This is a genomic window from Actinoplanes oryzae (assembly GCF_030757795.1).
Taxonomy (GTDB): domain Bacteria; phylum Actinomycetota; class Actinomycetes; order Mycobacteriales; family Micromonosporaceae; genus Actinoplanes.
This window is the reverse complement of sequence record NZ_JAUQWH010000002.1, coordinates 1-15847: the sequence shown is the minus strand read 5'-3', so window position 1 is coordinate 15847 and position 15847 is coordinate 1. Positions and strand designations below refer to the sequence as shown.

Below are 15847 nucleotides of genomic sequence, written 5' to 3'. Positions count from 1 at the left end.
GCCCCTGTCCTGCACGCGCAGTGATCGGGGCCGCCGTCACCAACCGTGGATCACGGCCCTTATGTCCGCTTCACGACCGGGTGATCAAGGCCGTCGCGATGGCGGCGAGACCTTCCCCCCGCCCGGTCAGCCCCAGCCCGTCCGTGGTCGTCCCGGACACCGTGACGGGCGCGCCCACCGCCTCGGAGAGCACCCGCTGCGCCTCGTCCCGCCGCTTGCCGATCTTGGGCCGGTTGCCGATGACCTGGATGGCGACATTGCCGACGGCCCAGCCGTCCGCCCGCACCCGCCGCACGGTCTCGGCCAGCAGCGCCACGCCGGCCGCCCCGGACCACTCGGGCTCGGCGGTGCCGAAATTGCTGCCCAGGTCCCCGAGCCCGGCGGCGCTGAAGAGGGCGTCGCAGGCGGCGTGCGCGGCCACGTCGGCGTCGGAGTGCCCGGCCAGCCCCGCCTCGCCCGGCCACATCAGCCCCGCGACCCAGCACACCCGCTCGGGGTCGAAGGCGTGCACATCAGTACCGATCCCGATCCGCTGCTCCACGGCGCCAGGCTAGCGTGCCCATGATCCGCGCGCGCTCCGCCCGGCTGGTGGGCCACCACCTCGGGAAACGCGACTTGATCTCGGACGGCGTCACGCCACCGCGCGGGCCCGGGCACGGCCCGGCTCGGGCACGGCCCGGGCCTGCCGGCTCAGCGGGCCGGTGGCTGCGGGTCGGCGTGGGCGAGCAGCGCCTCGGCGAGCACCAGGTCCAGGGGACGGGTGATCTTCAGGGCGAGGTCGGAGCCCGGGATGCAGACGACCGGCAGTCCCGCCTTCTCCACCATGCCGGCGTCGTCGGTGTGCGCGGCCGACGCCGCCTCGTGGACGGCGGCCAGCACGTCGCGGCGGAAGCCCTGGGGGGTCTGCACGCTGCGGAGCACCGAGCGGTCGACCGTGCCGAGGACCCGCTCCTGCGTGCCGACTTCCTTGATCGTGTCGACCACGGGCTGGGCGGGGATGACGGCGGGGTGGCCCGAGCGCACCGCGGCGGCGACGGACTCGACCAGGCCGGGCGGGGTCAGCGCGCGGGCGGCGTCGTGGACCAGCACGATGTCGACGTCGTCCGGGACGGCGGCGAGGGCGGCGGCGACGGAGTCCTGCCGCTCGGCGCCGCCGGGGACCACGATCACCGGGGCGACGGGGGCGAGCAGCTCGCGAACGGCCGTCACCTCGGCGGCCGGCGCGGCCACCACGATGAGGCGGACCGAGGGGGCGGCGGCGACGCGGCGGACCGCGTGGACCAGCAGGGGCTCGCCGGCGAGGAGGCGCAGGGCCTTGGGCACGCCCGGGCCGAGGCGGACCCCGGAGCCGGCGGCCGGAACAAGGACCGCGACGTCACCGCGAGCATGAAGCTGCGCGGTCACGTCGCGGTCCTCGACCAGGTGATGAGGGTCATTCACGACCGGCCTCGCAACGCGCGCCGCGCGGGTGAGGCAGTCGATCGTCGCTGTCGTGAACGATTCTCATCGGTGCTGAGAGGTGGTGGGAACGTCAGGCCTCGGTGAGCACCTTGTCGAGGAGAACCTCGGCCTCGTCCTTGGTGCTCTTCTCGGCGAGGGCCACCTCGCCGACGAGGATGTCACGGGCCTTGGCGAGCATGCGCTTCTCCCCGGCCGAGAGACCACGCTCGCGCTCGCGACGCCACAGGTCACGAACGACCTCGGCGACCTTGAGCGGGTTGCCGGAGGCGAGCTTCTCGAGATTGGCCTTGTAACGCCGCGACCAGTTGGTCGGCTCCTCGGTGTGCGGAGCGCGGAGGACGTCGAAGACCTTGCCCAGGCCTTCCTCGCCGACCACCTCGCGCACGCCGACGATCTCGGCGTTCTCAGCGGGCACGCGGACCGTCAGGTCGCCCTGGGCGACCCGAAGGACGAGGTACTGCTTCTCCACGCCCTTGATAGTTCTAGTCTCGATTGCCTCGATGAGTGCGGCCCCGTGGTGGGGGTAAACAACGGTCTCGCCGACACTGAAAACCATAGGTTCGAAACCCCTTTCGCTGTGTCTAGGGTAACACGCTCAGGCAGCGATGTCCCACCCTGCCCGTGACTGTTAGTGCAGCTCAGGGGCCATGTGAGGCGTCTTTCTACCGCTTGACATGCGGGCCGGAAACTGCCTCAGTAACTGAGAGTGATGAGGCCGTGACCACTCGACCCAGCGAGTCGGAAATTCCGGACGCGGTGGCTTTGTGAGGTCAAGCTTATCGCTAGTGACCGGAACGGCCCACCACTGGCGGCCGGTGGCCTGCTTGAGGGAGGCTGTGAACCAAGGTCCCCGCAGCACGTGAGACTCTGCGGCAGAGGGGAGGGTGGAGCATGGGCAACCGGAGCGACAACGGCAACGGCCTGCCGGGTGACAGCGGTTCCCCGGAGGGCCTGCCCGACCTTCCCGCGGAGTGGGGCGTCATCGTCGTCCCCGACGACCTGTCCGAGCTCGGCGACGAGGTCGACGAGGTCCGCGCCGAGCTGCGCCGGGAGGCCCAGCGCACCCGCTGGGAGCGCCGCCCCGGGCTGCGCCTCCTGCGCCGGCTGAGCGCCGCGGGCGTGCGCGCCCCCATGCTCATCATCTCGATGGCCGTGCTCGTCACGGTGGCCAGCCTCTTCGCCTCCGCCTGGCCCGGCCCGGCTCGCAATCCGGCCACCGAGCGCACCGCCAACGTCAGCGACGAGGGGCAGGGCACGCTCCCCGCCCTGGAGCTGATCTCCCCGGACGGGGGAACGACCGCCCTCCGCGGGCAGCTGCCGGCTGTGGTCCTCCTCACGGACCGCTGCGACTGCGAGACGCTGGTCGCCGACACCGTCGCCGCCGTCCGCCCCGAGATCGCCGTCATCACGGTCACCACCGAGCTGCCGTCGCCGACCGCCCAGACCCCGCCCACCAGCAACACGCCGCAGGCCCAGGGCAAGACGGTCCGCGCCCTGCGCGACCCGACGGGCGAGCTGCGCTCCAGCCTCGAGCTGGGCGCCCCCGACGGCACGGCCGCCGTCCTCCTCGTCAACCGCGACGGCGCCGTGGTCCGCCGCATCCCCCGCACCGCCTCGGTCGAGGACTACCAGCCCGACCTCGCCCGCCTCTGACCCGCCACGACGGCCCGGCCGCGCGGGGCCGGCACGCCGCGCGGCCCGGTCGCGCGGGGCCGGCACGCCGCCCGGGACCGGCCACCGCGGTGACGGCGTCGCAGGAAGGGCCGGCGGACGCCCGGCACTCGAGCGATGGCCGGGAGAGCCGCGGCGGTCAGAGGGTGCCGGCGCGGACCAGGCGCCACCGGAAGACCGTCTCCCCGGCGGCCTCGGACGTCACCGACATGAAGAACATGCTGCCCAGCGCCGTGTTCAGCTCCACCAGCGGCGGGTCCTCGACGCACGGCACGACCCGGCCCGAGTCCACGGTCGTCGAGCTGAGCCGGACGCGCACCCGGTCCTCGCCGGCGCCGGCGCAGGCGACCACGAGCACGTACGAGCCGCCGGGCGCCGGGACATTGCGCTCGACCGTGCTGCCGGTGGCCACGACGACGGTCTCGGCCTGGATCTGCCCCGGCACGTCGGGCACGAGCCGGGCCAGGGCCTGGCGCCCCGCCACGGTTCGCGGGTCCTCGCCCGTGCGCGGCGCGGACGCGAGGAACCACGCCGCGCCGGCGACCGCCAGGACGGCCGTCAGGGCGTAGAGCGTGATTCCGCGCACCTGCTCCGGATCGCGCGTGCGGGGCGTCACCGGCCCCCAGTTCGGCATGGGCCCTAGGGTAGGACCCTTTCCAGCAGGACGCCGTAGAGCGTGAGGCCGGGGCCGAAGGCCAGCAGCGCCACCCGCTCCGGCGGCTCCGGAAGCCGGCGCAGCTCCTCCAGGACCAGCAGGACGGTCGGCGACGAGCAGTTGCCGTAGACGTCCAGCACGTGCCGCGACGGCGCCAGGTCGGCGTCGGTCAGGCCGAGCTGCTCCTGCACCACGTCGAGGATCTTCGGGCCGCCGGGGTGCACCGCCCAGCCGTCCACGTCGCCCACGGTCAGCCCGTTGCGGCCGAGCAGGTCTCCGGCGAAGGAGCGGACGTGCACCGACAACACGTCGGGCACCTGCGGCGAGAGCCCCATGCGGAAGCCGAGGTCCGTGACGTCCCAGGTCATGTGGCCGGCCGTGGTGCTGTCCGTGAGGGCGGCGACGTCGCGTACGGCGTACCCCGGCCGCTCGCCCGGCGTGACCACGACGGCGGCCGCGGCGTCCGAGAAGAGCGCGTGGGAGACGATCTGCTGGATGTCCGCCCGGGCGTCCGGGGGCTGGAGGTGCAGGCTGGTCAGCTCGGCGCAGAGCAGCAGCGCGGGGCGGCCGCGCGCGACGGCGAAGTCCGAGATCGTGCCGAGCCCGGGCAGCGCGGCATAGCAGCCCATGTGCCCGATGAAGAGGCGCTGGACGCTCGGGGACATGCCCATGTCGCGGGCGAGCGTGATGTCGAGCCCCGGGGTCGCGTACCCGGTGCAGGAGCAGACGGCGAGCAACCCCAGCTCGTCCGCCGCGATCCCGGCGGCGGTGAGCGCGCGGCCGACCGCCTCCTTGCCGAGCGGCACGGCCTCGACCTGGTAGCGCCGCATCCGCCGCTCGGTCGACCAGTCCGAGATGTCCTCGATCAGCGGGCTGACCGCCGCCTGGCGGGTCGTGACGCCCGAGTTCGCGAAGATGCGCTTCGCCAGCCCGCGCCGGCCGCCCGCCGCGTAGTACCCGGCGAAGTAGCCGTCCCACAACTCCTGCTGAACCGCCGAGGGCGGCAGCGCGACACCGAGCCCGGCTATCACCGCCCGACCGTCTGCCCGCATGCGTGCCTCCTCTTGTCCGGCCTTCACCACCTCGGCCCGACGCCTTCGCTGTCCGGGTCGCCGCCGAGCGCCTCGACGCCGAGCCAGTCGGCACACACGTCGGAGGTGGCCGGCTGCAACGAGCCGGCGCGGGCGTCGCGGTAAAGACGTTCGAGGGGGTGGCCGCGGCGCATCGCACTGGTGCCTGCGGCCTCCAGCATCGAGGCGGCGACCTCGGCGGCGGTCGTCCCGGCCAGCAGCTTCGCCCGCCACACCCAGCGGTTGGTCTCGGCGTCCCCGGGCTCCTGGTCGACGCGGCGCGCGGCCTCCATGACGGCCAGGTGGGCGGCGGCCACGGCGGCGTCCGCCCGGCCGATCCGGGCGCGTACGGCCGGCAGGTGGCCGAGCTCGCGGGCCTGCACGTGCTCGACGGCCGCGTCCACGGCGGCCCGGGCGACGCCCACGTAGACCGCGGCGTAACTCGCGACCATCCAGTGCGGAGCCAGCTGCGCGACCACCAGCGCCAGCCCCTCGACGCCGCCGAGCAGCGCCTCCTCCGGCACCACCACGTCCACGTGCAGGTCGTGCGACCCGGTCGCGCGCATGCCCAGCGCGTCCCAGGTCGGCTCGACGCTCAGTCCCTCCCCCGCGGGCACCACGAACTGGGAGACCTGCGAGGGATCCGCCGCGCTGCGCGCCGCCACGAGGTACGCGTCCGCGTGTCCCGCCCCCGAGCAGAACGTCTTCGCGCCCTTGATGTGCCAGCCGCCGTCGACCTTCTCGTACGTGGTGGCCATCTTGGACAGTCGGGAGCCGGTGCCGCGCTCGCTCATCGCGACGGCGTACCAGCTGCCGTCGGCCGCGGCGCGCAGCAGCCTGTCCCGGGCCTCGAGCGCGCTGGGTGGCAGTCCGAGGGCGTCGCCCAGCTCGTCCGTGACACCGGCGAGGGCTCCCGTGACGGAGGCGTGCATGTTGAAGACGAGCGCGGTGGCGCCGTTGCCGCGGGCCAGCTCGTAGGCGACCGCCGCGTAGTCCGCGAAGCCGGCGCCCGCACCGCCGAGCCGGGCGGGTGCCATGAGCCCGAAGAGCCCGGAGCGGCGCAGATCGGCGAAGTCGTCGACAGGAAAGGCGCCGCTGCGGTCGTACTCCGCCGCGCGAGCCGCGAACCGGGGCGCCAGCCGCCGGGCCTCTGCCACGCTCATCCGGTGCCGTCCTCTCCCTTGCGCCCTCTGCCTTGATAGAGCACCTGCGTGGAGCGGGTCGGCACCATCCGGCCCAGCGGCGTGCGCTTGGCACCCGGCAGCACCAGCCACCGGACGAGCCCGGTCACGCTCGGCCTGATCCCGCGGACCTCCAGGCGTACGCCATGCTTGGCGCACAACGTCGTGAGGTCCCGGGGATCGACGAACAACTCCGGATCATGGATGCCCACGGGTGCCGCGCCAAACCTCTCGCCCAGCGTGATCGACACAACACGACCGAGCCGGGTCGCATTGACGGTGTCGAGCACGAACAGGCCGCCCGGCCGCAGCACCCGGCACAGCTCGGCGACCGTGCCCGGCAGGTCGGTCACGTGCTCGAGGATCTCCCCGGCCACGACCACATCCGCGGACGCATCGGCCAGCGGAAGCGCTGCCACGCTGCCCGCGACGGGACGCACGCCGTGCCCGGCCGCCGTCGCCAGCCCGGTCCGGCCGAGATCGACCCCGATGTGGACATATCCGAGCGGCGCGACGTGCGGCGCCAGCAGGCCGCCGCCACAGCCCGCATCCACGAGTACGGCACCCGGCCGGGACGCCCGCGGCACCAGCGCGCCCCGGGCGGCCGCCAGCCAGTGCAGCAGCTCGAAACCGCCGCCGGGGCGCCACCACTCGGCGGCCAGGTCGTCGTACTGCCGAGGGTCGTTCCGCTCCAGCGGTCGCATGGGATCGAGCGTGGCATGGACCCGGTCCACCCGCCACACTGCTGGCATGCCCGATCCCCTCGCACTGCTCAAGGCGTCGCACCCCGAGCCCGGCGGCGCCGTGACCCTCGCCATGGCGCTGCTCGCCGTCGGGGCCGGGCACAGCGAGTGGGGGGTGCTCGGGGTGGCCGCCGCGATCGGCGCCACGCAACTCTCCGTGGGGTGGGTCAACGACTGGCTCGACGCCGACCGGGACCGGGTCACGGGACGGACCGACAAACCCGTCGCGGCGGGCGCGGTCTCCCGGCGTACCGTGGGCATCGCGGGACTGATCGCCTCGCTGGCGGCGCCGCTCCTGGGTCTCCCCTTCGGGCCGGCCGCGACGATCTGTGTCACGCTCATCACGATCTTCGCGCTGCTCTACGACTGGCCGCTGAAGTCGACGCCGCTGTCGGTGGTGCCCTATCTGGTGGCCTTCGGGCTGATGCCGGCCTTCGTGGTGCTCGCCCTGCCCGGCCACCCCTGGCCGCCCGCCTGGCTGGTCGCGGCGGGCGCGCTGCTCGGCGGGGGCGCCCACTTCGCCAACGTGCTGCCCGACCTCGACGACGACGCGGCGACGGGCGTGGTCGGGCTGCCGCACCGGCTCGGCGCCACCGGCTCCCGGCTCGCCGCGGGCGCGTTGTTGCTGGCCGCAACCCTCACGCTGGTCCTCGGCCCGCCGGGGCCGCCTTCCTGGCCCGGCCTGTCCGCGGCCGCGGCCGCCGTCGTGGTCCTCCCCCTCGGGTGGTACGCCGCCGCCCGCTCGGCGGGCAAGCGCCCGGTGGCCATGTTCCGGGCGGTCATCGTGGTGGCGCTGATCGACGTGGTGCTGCTGGTTCTCAGCGGGCCGGTGACGTGAATGGACGGGTCGCCGTACACGCCGGATCTCCGCCCACTAGTCTGATCGGCGGAGGTTTCTCGTCTTGTCGTCTGGAGGACTGTGATGCGCTCGCTGGCAACCCGCCGCGTCGTACTGACCACGGGTGTAGCCGCGGCGACCGCGCTCGCGCTGGCCGCATGCGGTTCCGGTCAGGTCGCTGAGACCGCCGTCAAGCGGCCGTCGGCCCCGGGCGTGAACGTCGACAACTCCAACCGCACGGTGTTCATCCGCAACCTCTCGGTGCAGTACCCGGGGTCGGAGGGCTACGAGGCCGGCGCCGACGCGCCGCTGGAGTTCGGCATCTACAACCAGACGCGCTCCGCGATCACCGTGGTGATCAGCAGCCAGCCGGTCGAGGGCAGCGCCGAGGCGGACGGCGTGGTCGCGGCCCGCCAGATCGGCATCGTCGGCGGCACCCCGGCCTCCGGTGGCGCCGAGGTGACCGTCTCCCCCGCGCCCGAGCCGTCCGGCAGCCGCAACTCCGGCGGCTATGACGACCAGGACGATGACGACGAGGTCCCCACGCCGGACGCGAGCATGCAGAGCACCCAGCCGGAGCGCGGCGTCTCCGCGTCGCCGTCCACCTCGGCCTCCGGCAGCCGGCGCGCCGTCTCCCCGGCCCGCATCGAGCTCGCCCCGCTGGGCTCCGCGACCTTCCTGCCGGGCGACCCCACCGAGCTGACCGCGCTCGACCTCACCGGCAACCTGGTCCCGGGCAACGCGCTCAACCTGGTCTTCGAGTTCAGCAACGGCGCCGAGCCGCTCGTGGTGAAGGCCCCGGTCAGCACCCCGCTCGCCCCGGCGTCGCGCGAGCCCGGTGAGACGGACGAGCTCTCCGAGGAGTAAGCCTCCCCGCTTCGCACAGGACCCCGGGCTTCCCGGGGTCCTGTTTCGTTCGTCCCCGCTCTTCTGTGATCTCCGGCCGTCCGGCGGCGGTTTGTCGTACCCTCCGGATAGCGTTGCGGGGTGACGACTTCCCGGACCCGGAGCGAGCCGCGCCCCGCCTATCAGTGCGACGCGTGCGGTCACCAGCCGCCCAAGTGGCTGGGGCGCTGCCCGGAGTGCAACGAGTGGGGCTCGATCATCGAGTCCACGACGACCAGTCCGGTGGTGGCCGGCCGGGTGGTGGCCTCGCGACTGCCCAGTCAGCCCGCCCGTCCCATCAAGACGATCAGCGCGGCCCCGGCCCGGGCCGTCCCGACCGGCGTCAGCGAGCTCGACCGGGTCCTCGGCGGCGGCCTGGTGCCCGGCGCGGTGGTCCTGCTGGCCGGCGAGCCCGGCGTGGGCAAGTCCACCCTGCTCCTCGACGTCGCCCAGCAGTGGGCGGTCGGCGCGGGCACCCCGTCGCTCGTGGTCAGCGGCGAGGAGTCGGTGAGCCAGGTGCGGCTGCGGGCCGAGCGCCTCGGCGCCCTCCACGACCAGCTCTATCTGGCGTCCGAGAGCGACCTCGGCACGGTGATCGGCCACCTCGACGCCGTCAAGCCGGGCCTGCTGATCGTCGACTCGGTGCAGACCATCTCCGCTCCCGGCACCGAGGGCGTGCCGGGCGGCGTCACCCAGGTCCGGGCGGTCACCGCGGCGCTGGTGGGCATCGCCAAGGAGCGCGGCGTGGCCACCGTCCTCGTGGGCCACGTCACCAAGGACGGCAACGTCGCGGGCCCCCGCGTCCTCGAGCACCTGGTCGACGTGGTCCTGCACTTCGAGGGCGACAAGCACTCGTCGCTGCGGCTGGTCCGCGGCGTGAAGAACCGCTTCGGCGCCGCCGACGAGGTGGGCTGCTTCGAGATGCACGAGAGCGGCATCGTCAGCCTGGCCGACCCGTCCGGGCTGTTCCTGACCCGTTACAACGAGCCCGTCCCCGGCACCTGCGTCACCGTGGCGATGGAGGGCCGCCGGGCCATGGTGACCGAGGTGCAGGCGCTGATCGGGGCCCAGGTGCAGGGCTCCCCGCGACGCACCGTCTCCGGCCTCGACAGCGCCCGCCTCGCCATGGTCCTGGCCGTCCTCCAGCGCCGCATGGAGAAGATCAAGCTGCACGACCGCGAGGTCTTCGCCGCCACCGTGGGCGGCATCAAGATCACCGAGCCGTCCGCCGACCTGGCCATGGCACTGGCGGTGGCCTCGGGCGCGCTCAACCTGGCGATGGCGCCGCACCTGGTCGCCATCGGCGAGGTCGGGCTCACCGGCGAGGTGCGCCGGGTCGGGGCGGTCGGGCGGCGGCTCGCCGAGGCGGCGCGGCTGGGCTTCAAGGTCGCGCTGGTGCCGCCGGGCTGCGGGCCGGCCGAGGGCGACTCGCCGCCCAAGGGCATGCGCGTCGTCGAGGTGGGCGACCTGCAGTCGGCCGTGCAGTGGGCCGCCCGGGTGTCGGCGGAATGAGCCGCCGGGTGGTGCCGTCACCGGCTGGGCGGGCGAGCGCCGCACGCTCCGCCGTCGGACCCTTTCGAGCGGGCCCGGGCGGCGCACGCTCGGGCATCGGACCCTTTCGAGCGGGCGCCGCACGCTCGGGCATCGGACCCTTTCGAGCGGGCGCCGCACGCTCGGCCGTCGGGCCGCTTCGAGCGGGCCTGGGCGCCGGTCGGGCTGCTGGGGGACCGCTTCCCAGGGGATCGGCGGGGGGCGCTTGTCGATCACCGTGGGTGATTGATCATCACGCTGTGGAGCGGTCGGCGCACCGCGGCTCGGGGAGCTGGATGACAGTCCGTAGAATGTCCAGGTGCCGCTCGACCGTGATGCCTCGATCAATCATCATGCCGACGGCGTTGCCCCCGGCATCAACGGATCGGCAGCGCGTCCGGTGACGCCGCCGACGCCCGGCCCCGGCCTGTCCGGCGGAGGAGTCAGCGGCGACCCGCTGCGCGCCAACCTCGCCCTGATGGCCCCCGGCACGGCCCTGCGCGACGGGCTCGAGCGGATCCTGCGCGGGCGCACCGGCGCGCTGATCGTTCTCGGCCATGACGACGTCGTGGAGCAGATCTGCACGGGCGGCTTCCCGCTCGACGTCGAGTTCTCCGCGACCCGCCTCCGCGAGCTGTGCAAGATGGACGGCGCCGTGGTGCTCTCCAGCGACGGCACCCGCATCGTCCGGGCCGCCGTGCACCTGATGCCCGACCCGAGCATCCCCTCCGAGGAGTCCGGCACCCGGCACCGCACCGCGGAGCGCGTCGCCAAGCAGTCCGGCTTCCCGGTGATCTCGGTCAGCCAGTCGATGCGCATCATCGGGCTCTACGTCAACGGTCAGCGCCACGTCCTCGACGACTCCGCGGCCATCCTGTCCCGCGCCAACCAGGCCCTCGCCACCCTCGAGCGCTACAAGCTGCGCCTCGACGAGGTCTCCGGCACCCTGTCGGCGCTGGAGATCGAGGACCTGGTCACCGTCCGCGACGCCGTCGCCGTGGTCCAGCGCCTCGAGATGGTCCGCCGCATCGCCGACGAGATCTCGGGCTACGTGGTCGAGCTGGGCACCGACGGCCGCCTCCTCGCCCTCCAGCTCGACGAGCTCATGGCCGGCGTCGACTCCGACCGCACGCTGGTCATCCGCGACTACCTGCCGACCGGCCGCAAGGCCCGCACCCTCGACGAGGGCCTGGTCGAGCTCGACCTGCTCAGCGCCACCGAGATGATCGACCTCGTCGCGGTCGCCAAGGCCATCGGCTACGCGGGCGCCTCGGACGCGCTCGACGCCGCCGTCAGCCCGCGGGGCTACCGGCTGCTCGCCAAGGTGCCGCGCCTGCCCGCCCCGATCGTCGAGCGCCTGGTCGGCCACTTCGGCAGCCTCCAGCGGCTGCTCGGCGCGACGGTCGAGGACCTGCAGGCCGTCGACGGCGTGGGCGACGCCCGGGCCCGCGGGGTACGCGAGGGCCTGTCCCGCCTCGCCGAGGCCTCGATCCTCGAACGCTACGTCTGACCCGCCGCCCGACCACCCGCCCGCGAGCCTGTCGCCTCGCCCGCGGTCCTGCCGCCTCGCCGCGGTCCTGCTGCCTCGCCGCGGGACCTGCCGCCTCGCCGCGGGACCTGCCGCCTCGCCGCGGTCCTGCCGCCTCTCCGCGGTCCTTTCCGCGAGCCCATCGCCGGCACGCGCCTGCGGTTCCTTCCCCGAGCCCATCGCCGGGCGCCGGCCGCCCCCGCGCTGACCGTTCCCGCGCCGGCCACTCCACGCGCTGACCGTCCCCGCGCTGGACACTCCCCGCGCTGGACACTCCCCGCTGCCCGCGTGGAGCCTCCACCGACGACCCCGCGGCGACGGGCCGACCGGGGCGCCGGCCTTGCGTGGCGCAGCGAAACGGCCGGCGCCCACGTGGAGAGGGCGGCCGGCCGATGCTGGTGGAGCGGCGGAGGTCAGCCGGTGATCGTCAGGGCGACCGGGTCACTCACCTTGTCGCCGAGGCGGGCGCGCACCTGGTACTGCCCCGCGCCCGGGGCCGGGCCCGCAGCCTGGCCGCTGTCGCACTTGGTGGCCTCGTTGCCGTTCCAGCGCACCTGGAACTGCTTCTCGCCGCCGGCCACGAAGGTGAACAGGTCGGTGCCGCTGTTCGTGCCGCACGTGTCCGAGGACCAGATCTTCTCGGCGCCCGACTCGATGTAGAGCTCCTGCAGGTCGGCGCCGATGTCGCGGCTGCACTGCCGGGTCGAGACGTTCTTTATCTTGATCTGGATGTCGACCGGGGAGCCGCTGCGCAGCGAGGTCGTGGCCGGGACCGGGGTCACCGACATCTCGGCGTTGGTGCAGATGCTGCCGACCGGAACGTTGACGTTCGTGTCCGAACCCGTGCCGGTGCCCGTGCCCGTGCCGCCGTTGGTGCCCGTGCTGGCGCCCGGAACCGTGCCCGGGCCCCCGGACGGGTCGGCACCGCCGGCCGTGGCGCCGCCGGACTGGAGGTCCTCGGGCGCCGGGAGCGACGGGTTGCCCGCGCCGGGCGGCGGGTCGCCGAAGGACGGCTCGTCCTCGGGTGACGCGCTCGTCGAGGGGGCGACCGGGGCCTGCGACGACGCGCCGGAGCCCCGCTTGTCATCGTCGCCGTTGCCGCCACAGGAGACGAACAGCACGATGACGCCGAGCAGGACTGCGCCCAGCACGACCGCGCGGCGCCGCCAGTACACGGCGGAGGGAAGGGGACCAACCATCGTACGCATGATGGGAGCACCGTATCCCCGTGGCGCCACCAACGACGCAACGACGCGCCGGTTACGGGCCAGGGGCTCGCGAACTGATCTTCAAAGGTAAGTTTTGCGCTGGTGGACGGCGTGCGCCCCGGCGACCCGGTCCAGAAAAAGTTTCCCGGCGCAGTGGTCGATCTCGTGTTGGAGCGCCCGCGCCTCGAAGGCGTCGGTGGTCATCCGCACCACTTCCCCCGTACCCGGAAGCTCCGCCTCGACCACGACGCGGCCCGCGCGCTTGACGTCGCCGGTGAGATCAGGAACGGACATGCAGCCCTCCCGCCCGGGCCGCCACCGGCTCGCCTCGACCAGCCGGGCGTTGCACAGCACGAGGGTGCCGTGCGACGTCGCCGTCTTGGGATGACCGGTGACGTCCACGCAGAACACCTGCGCGCTCACGCCGACCTGCGGCGCGGCCAGCCCGACACAGCCGGGTGACACCCGCATCGTGGCGACGAGGTCGGCGGCGAGCTGCACGATCGCCGGGTCGGCGGGGTCCACCGGGGCGCCGGGACGGCTGAGGACACCGGCGGGCGCCGTCACCACCGGCAGCACGAAGCCGGTGGTCACAGGACGTCCGGCTCGGCCCGGCGCAGGGTCACCTCGACGCCGAGGTCGCCGGCGGCGTGCTCCAGGCGTACGGACAGGTCCTCGGCGGCGCCCGGCGGCAGGTCGACCTCCGCGACCAGCACGTAGAGCGGCCCGGTGAGCCGGGTCGTCAGGTCGGTGATGTTCCCGCCGGCGGTGGCGACCTCCCGGGTGACCGCCGCGACGATGCCCAGGCGGTCGGCGCCGTGCACACTCAGGAGGTACGGCTCCCCGCCCGAAGCCGCCGGCGACGGCTCGACCGCCCGCACCGTGGCCAGCACTCCTGCGAGCGGGGAGAGCGCCGCCGACGCCGCGGCGGCATCCGCCCCCGTGCAGATCAGCGTCATCGTGAAGTGCCCGCGCAGCCGCGTCATCGTGGAGTCGGACAGGTTGGCGCCCACCCCCGCCAGGGCCGCCGAGACCTCCGCGACGATGCCGGTCCGATCCGGGCCGATGACGGTGACGGCGAGCTCGGTCATCGGCATATCTTAGGCTTGGCGCCCTATGACTCTCGCCGACATGACTCTCGCCGACGCGGCCATCCGGTGGTACGAGGAGAACGCCCGCGATCTCCCCTGGCGGGTGCCCGGGACCAGCGCCTGGGCGGTCCTGGTGAGCGAGGTGATGCTCCAGCAGACGCCGGTCGTCCGCGTGGAACCCGCCTGGCGTTCGTGGATGACCCGCTGGCCCACCCCCGCCGACCTGGCCCAGGATCCCCCGTCCGAGGCGATCCGCATGTGGGGGCGCCTGGGCTACCCGCGCCGGGCCATGCGCCTGCACGCGTGCGCGGTCGCCATCGTGGAGCGGCACGGCGGCCAGGTCCCCGACGACCTCGAGCAGCTGCTGGCGCTGCCGGGCGTGGGCACCTACACGGCGCGGGCGGTGGCCACCTTCGCGTACGGGCAGCGTCACCCCGTCGTGGACACCAACGTCCGCCGCGTCGTGTGCCGCGCGGTCGAGGGCAAGCCGGACGCCGGCCCGAACACCACGGCCGCCGACCTCACCGCCACCGAGGCACTGCTGCCCGAGGCGCCGGCGCGCGCCGCCAAGGCGAGCATCGCGTTCATGGAGCTCGGGGCGATCGTCTGCACGGCCCGCGCGCCGCGTTGCCCGGAGTGCCCGTTCGAGCAGGTCTGCCTGTTCCGCCAGTCCGGCGCCGTGGTCCCCGCCGGGCCGAGCCGCAAACCGCAGCGGTACGCGGGCACGGACCGCCAGGTGCGCGGCCTGCTCCTCGAGGTGCTGCGCATGTCGACCGGTCCCGTCCCCCGCCAGCGGCTGGACGTGGTCTGGGACGACGAGGTGCAGCGCGCCCGGGCGCTCGCGGGCCTCGTCGAGGACGGCCTGGTCGAGGCGCTGGGTCTCGACGCCGACCGCTTCGTGCTGGCCGGCGACGCGCCCCGGGGGGACGTGCAGCAGCTCTAGACGGTGACGTGCAGGGACTTGGCCAGGGCGGGAGGCAGCGGGTACGGCATCTCGTCCGGCAGCATCGCCTGCGCCCGGTGCTCGTCACCGCGGCGGACCTGCTCGCCGATGCGCCGGGCCAGGTGCGTGACGTCGGTGATGCCGACCGTCCACTCCTGCACGTACCTGTCGATCACGTCGACGCCGAGGCCGACCTGCAGCGCCCTGTACGGCAGCGGGGTCAGCGCGAGCGAACGCTCCGGTTCCCACTGGATCCGGACCGGGCTCTCCTTGAGGGCGTTCGTCCACTGCTCGCGGTCGGCGTGGAAGGTGTGGTCGTACTGGGCGAGGCAGGAGTGGCCGAGGGCCCACTCGAAGCCCTCCCGGCTCATCTCCACGGCCAGCACCCGGTCCTGCCCGTCGGCGGAGGCCCACCGGCAGCGGTACATCATCCACCGGAACGACGGCCGCAGCCAGCTGATCCTGTCCCGCTTGAACGGCGGCACAAACCGTCCCGCCCGCGCCGCGGCAAGCGCGATCGGCACCGGGTACGCCTGATAGACCGTGATCGTCTCGGGCGTGTAAACGGCGCGCACCTGCCGGACGGGAACCTGCTCCACAGAGCGATGATCACGCCTCGCCGTGCGCCGCGCGGCAGAACCGGCGAAGTCGAGCCGTTCGGGCCGCGCCCCACCAACGCAGCCGGCAGCGTGGCGGCCGACGGCAGCGCGGCGGCCGGCTGTCGATCGCGGTGGCGGTGCGGAGGCGCGGCACAGGGTGGCTGCGCGGCGGTAACGGCGGCAAGAGCGGGGTTATGGCGCGATGGGCGCTGGACGGCAACGGACGAAAGCGCGCCCCGGCGTCGATCCCCGAACCGCCCACCTCGCACACACGGAAACGGCCCGGTGCGCGAGGCACCGGGCCGTTCCGTGGTCACATCTGCCGGGGCCAGGCGGCGCCCGTCAGCCGGAGGATCACTCCTCGGTGGCGGCCGCCCCGAGGTCGGCGGGCACGGCGTCCGGGACCACGGAGCCCCGGTCGGCGCCCTTGAACACGAGCTTGGA

Annotated in this window: 17 protein-coding genes; 6 read left to right on the top strand and 11 right to left on the bottom strand. The window is 74.0% G+C overall.

What is annotated here, in order from left to right; genetic code table 11:
- Positions 1–70: 70 nt before the first annotated feature.
- From ispF to RBH18_RS00995, 3 genes are all read right to left on the bottom strand, one after another.
- Entirely contained in the window at positions 71–541 is a 471-nt protein-coding gene (gene ispF, locus RBH18_RS01005) for a 2-C-methyl-D-erythritol 2,4-cyclodiphosphate synthase (protein WP_306203882.1), read from the bottom strand.
- Between the two features lie 149 nt (positions 542–690).
- Entirely contained in the window at positions 691–1404 is a 714-nt protein-coding gene (gene ispD / locus RBH18_RS01000) for a 2-C-methyl-D-erythritol 4-phosphate cytidylyltransferase (RefSeq protein ID WP_306204030.1), read from the bottom strand.
- A 127-nt stretch (positions 1405–1531) separates the two neighbouring features.
- Positions 1532–2017 (bottom strand): CarD family transcriptional regulator, encoded by a 486-nt coding sequence (locus RBH18_RS00995; RefSeq protein ID WP_041832964.1) that lies wholly within the window; start codon positions 2015–2017, stop codon positions 1532–1534.
- Between the two features lie 335 nt (positions 2018–2352).
- Here RBH18_RS00995 and RBH18_RS00990 point away from each other — a divergent pair, with 335 nt between their 5' ends.
- The gene (locus tag RBH18_RS00990; RefSeq protein ID WP_306203879.1) at positions 2353–3114 is read left to right on the top strand and encodes a hypothetical protein; all 762 of its coding nucleotides are present in this window, start codon (positions 2353–2355) and stop codon (positions 3112–3114) included.
- Positions 3115–3271: 157 nt separating this feature from the next.
- Here RBH18_RS00990 and RBH18_RS00985 read toward each other — a convergent pair whose 3' ends face one another.
- Genes RBH18_RS00985 through RBH18_RS00970 form a run of 4 tightly spaced genes read right to left on the bottom strand, consistent with a single transcriptional unit; the run spans position 3272 to position 6790 of the window.
- Positions 3272–3766: a DUF6023 family protein gene (locus RBH18_RS00985; protein WP_306203878.1), complete on the bottom strand. Its 495-nt coding sequence runs from the start codon at positions 3764–3766 to the stop codon at positions 3272–3274.
- Positions 3767–3771: 5 nt separating this feature from the next.
- On the bottom strand, positions 3772–4839 hold the full coding sequence (locus tag RBH18_RS00980) for a type III polyketide synthase (protein WP_306203877.1): 1068 nt from the start codon (positions 4837–4839) through the stop codon (positions 3772–3774).
- A 23-nt stretch (positions 4840–4862) separates the two neighbouring features.
- Positions 4863–6020, bottom strand: coding sequence for an acyl-CoA dehydrogenase family protein (locus RBH18_RS00975; RefSeq protein ID WP_306203876.1), 1158 nt, complete (start codon positions 6018–6020; stop codon positions 4863–4865).
- Complete coding sequence (locus RBH18_RS00970) at positions 6017–6790, bottom strand: methyltransferase domain-containing protein (RefSeq protein ID WP_306203875.1); 774 nt, start codon at positions 6788–6790, stop codon at positions 6017–6019. Before RBH18_RS00970 ends, RBH18_RS00975 begins: the two co-directional genes overlap by 4 nt.
- On the opposite strand from RBH18_RS00970, the gene RBH18_RS00965 reads away from it, so the two are divergent.
- From RBH18_RS00965 to disA, 4 genes are all read left to right on the top strand, one after another.
- Positions 6741–7619 carry a UbiA family prenyltransferase gene (locus RBH18_RS00965; protein WP_372338821.1) on the top strand — a complete coding sequence of 293 codons (879 nt, stop codon included), beginning with the start codon at positions 6741–6743 and terminating at the stop codon, positions 7617–7619. The genes RBH18_RS00970 and RBH18_RS00965 overlap by 50 nt on opposite strands.
- 84 nt (positions 7620–7703) lie before the next feature.
- Positions 7704–8486, top strand: a complete 783-nt coding sequence (locus RBH18_RS00960; RefSeq protein ID WP_306203873.1) for a hypothetical protein — start codon at positions 7704–7706, stop codon at positions 8484–8486.
- Between the two features lie 120 nt (positions 8487–8606).
- Complete coding sequence (radA, locus tag RBH18_RS00955) at positions 8607–10016, top strand: DNA repair protein RadA (protein WP_306203872.1); 1410 nt, start codon at positions 8607–8609, stop codon at positions 10014–10016.
- Positions 10017–10353: 337 nt separating this feature from the next.
- Positions 10354–11544 (top strand): DNA integrity scanning diadenylate cyclase DisA, encoded by a 1191-nt coding sequence (gene disA / locus RBH18_RS00950; protein ID WP_372338820.1) that lies wholly within the window; start codon positions 10354–10356, stop codon positions 11542–11544.
- A 431-nt stretch (positions 11545–11975) separates the two neighbouring features.
- Here the strand turns inward: disA and RBH18_RS00945 are convergent, their stop codons facing one another.
- The 3 genes from RBH18_RS00945 to RBH18_RS00935 form a co-directional block, all read right to left on the bottom strand.
- Entirely contained in the window at positions 11976–12761 is a 786-nt protein-coding gene (locus tag RBH18_RS00945) for an adhesin (protein ID WP_306203871.1), read from the bottom strand.
- A gap of 90 nt (positions 12762–12851) precedes the next feature.
- Positions 12852–13364, bottom strand: coding sequence for a peptide deformylase (locus RBH18_RS00940; protein WP_306203870.1), 513 nt, complete (start codon positions 13362–13364; stop codon positions 12852–12854).
- On the bottom strand, positions 13361–13861 hold the full coding sequence (locus RBH18_RS00935) for a glycine cleavage system protein R (RefSeq protein WP_306203869.1): 501 nt from the start codon (positions 13859–13861) through the stop codon (positions 13361–13363). Before RBH18_RS00935 ends, RBH18_RS00940 begins: the two co-directional genes overlap by 4 nt.
- A gap of 40 nt (positions 13862–13901) precedes the next feature.
- Here RBH18_RS00935 and RBH18_RS00930 point away from each other — a divergent pair, with 40 nt between their 5' ends.
- Entirely contained in the window at positions 13902–14804 is a 903-nt protein-coding gene (locus tag RBH18_RS00930) for an HhH-GPD family protein (RefSeq protein ID WP_306203868.1), read from the top strand.
- On the opposite strand, the gene RBH18_RS00925 is transcribed toward RBH18_RS00930, so the two are convergent.
- Positions 14801–15403 carry a DUF4291 domain-containing protein gene (locus RBH18_RS00925; protein ID WP_306203867.1) on the bottom strand — a complete coding sequence of 201 codons (603 nt, stop codon included), beginning with the start codon at positions 15401–15403 and terminating at the stop codon, positions 14801–14803. The genes RBH18_RS00930 and RBH18_RS00925 overlap by 4 nt on opposite strands.
- Positions 15404–15847 lie beyond the last annotated feature (444 nt).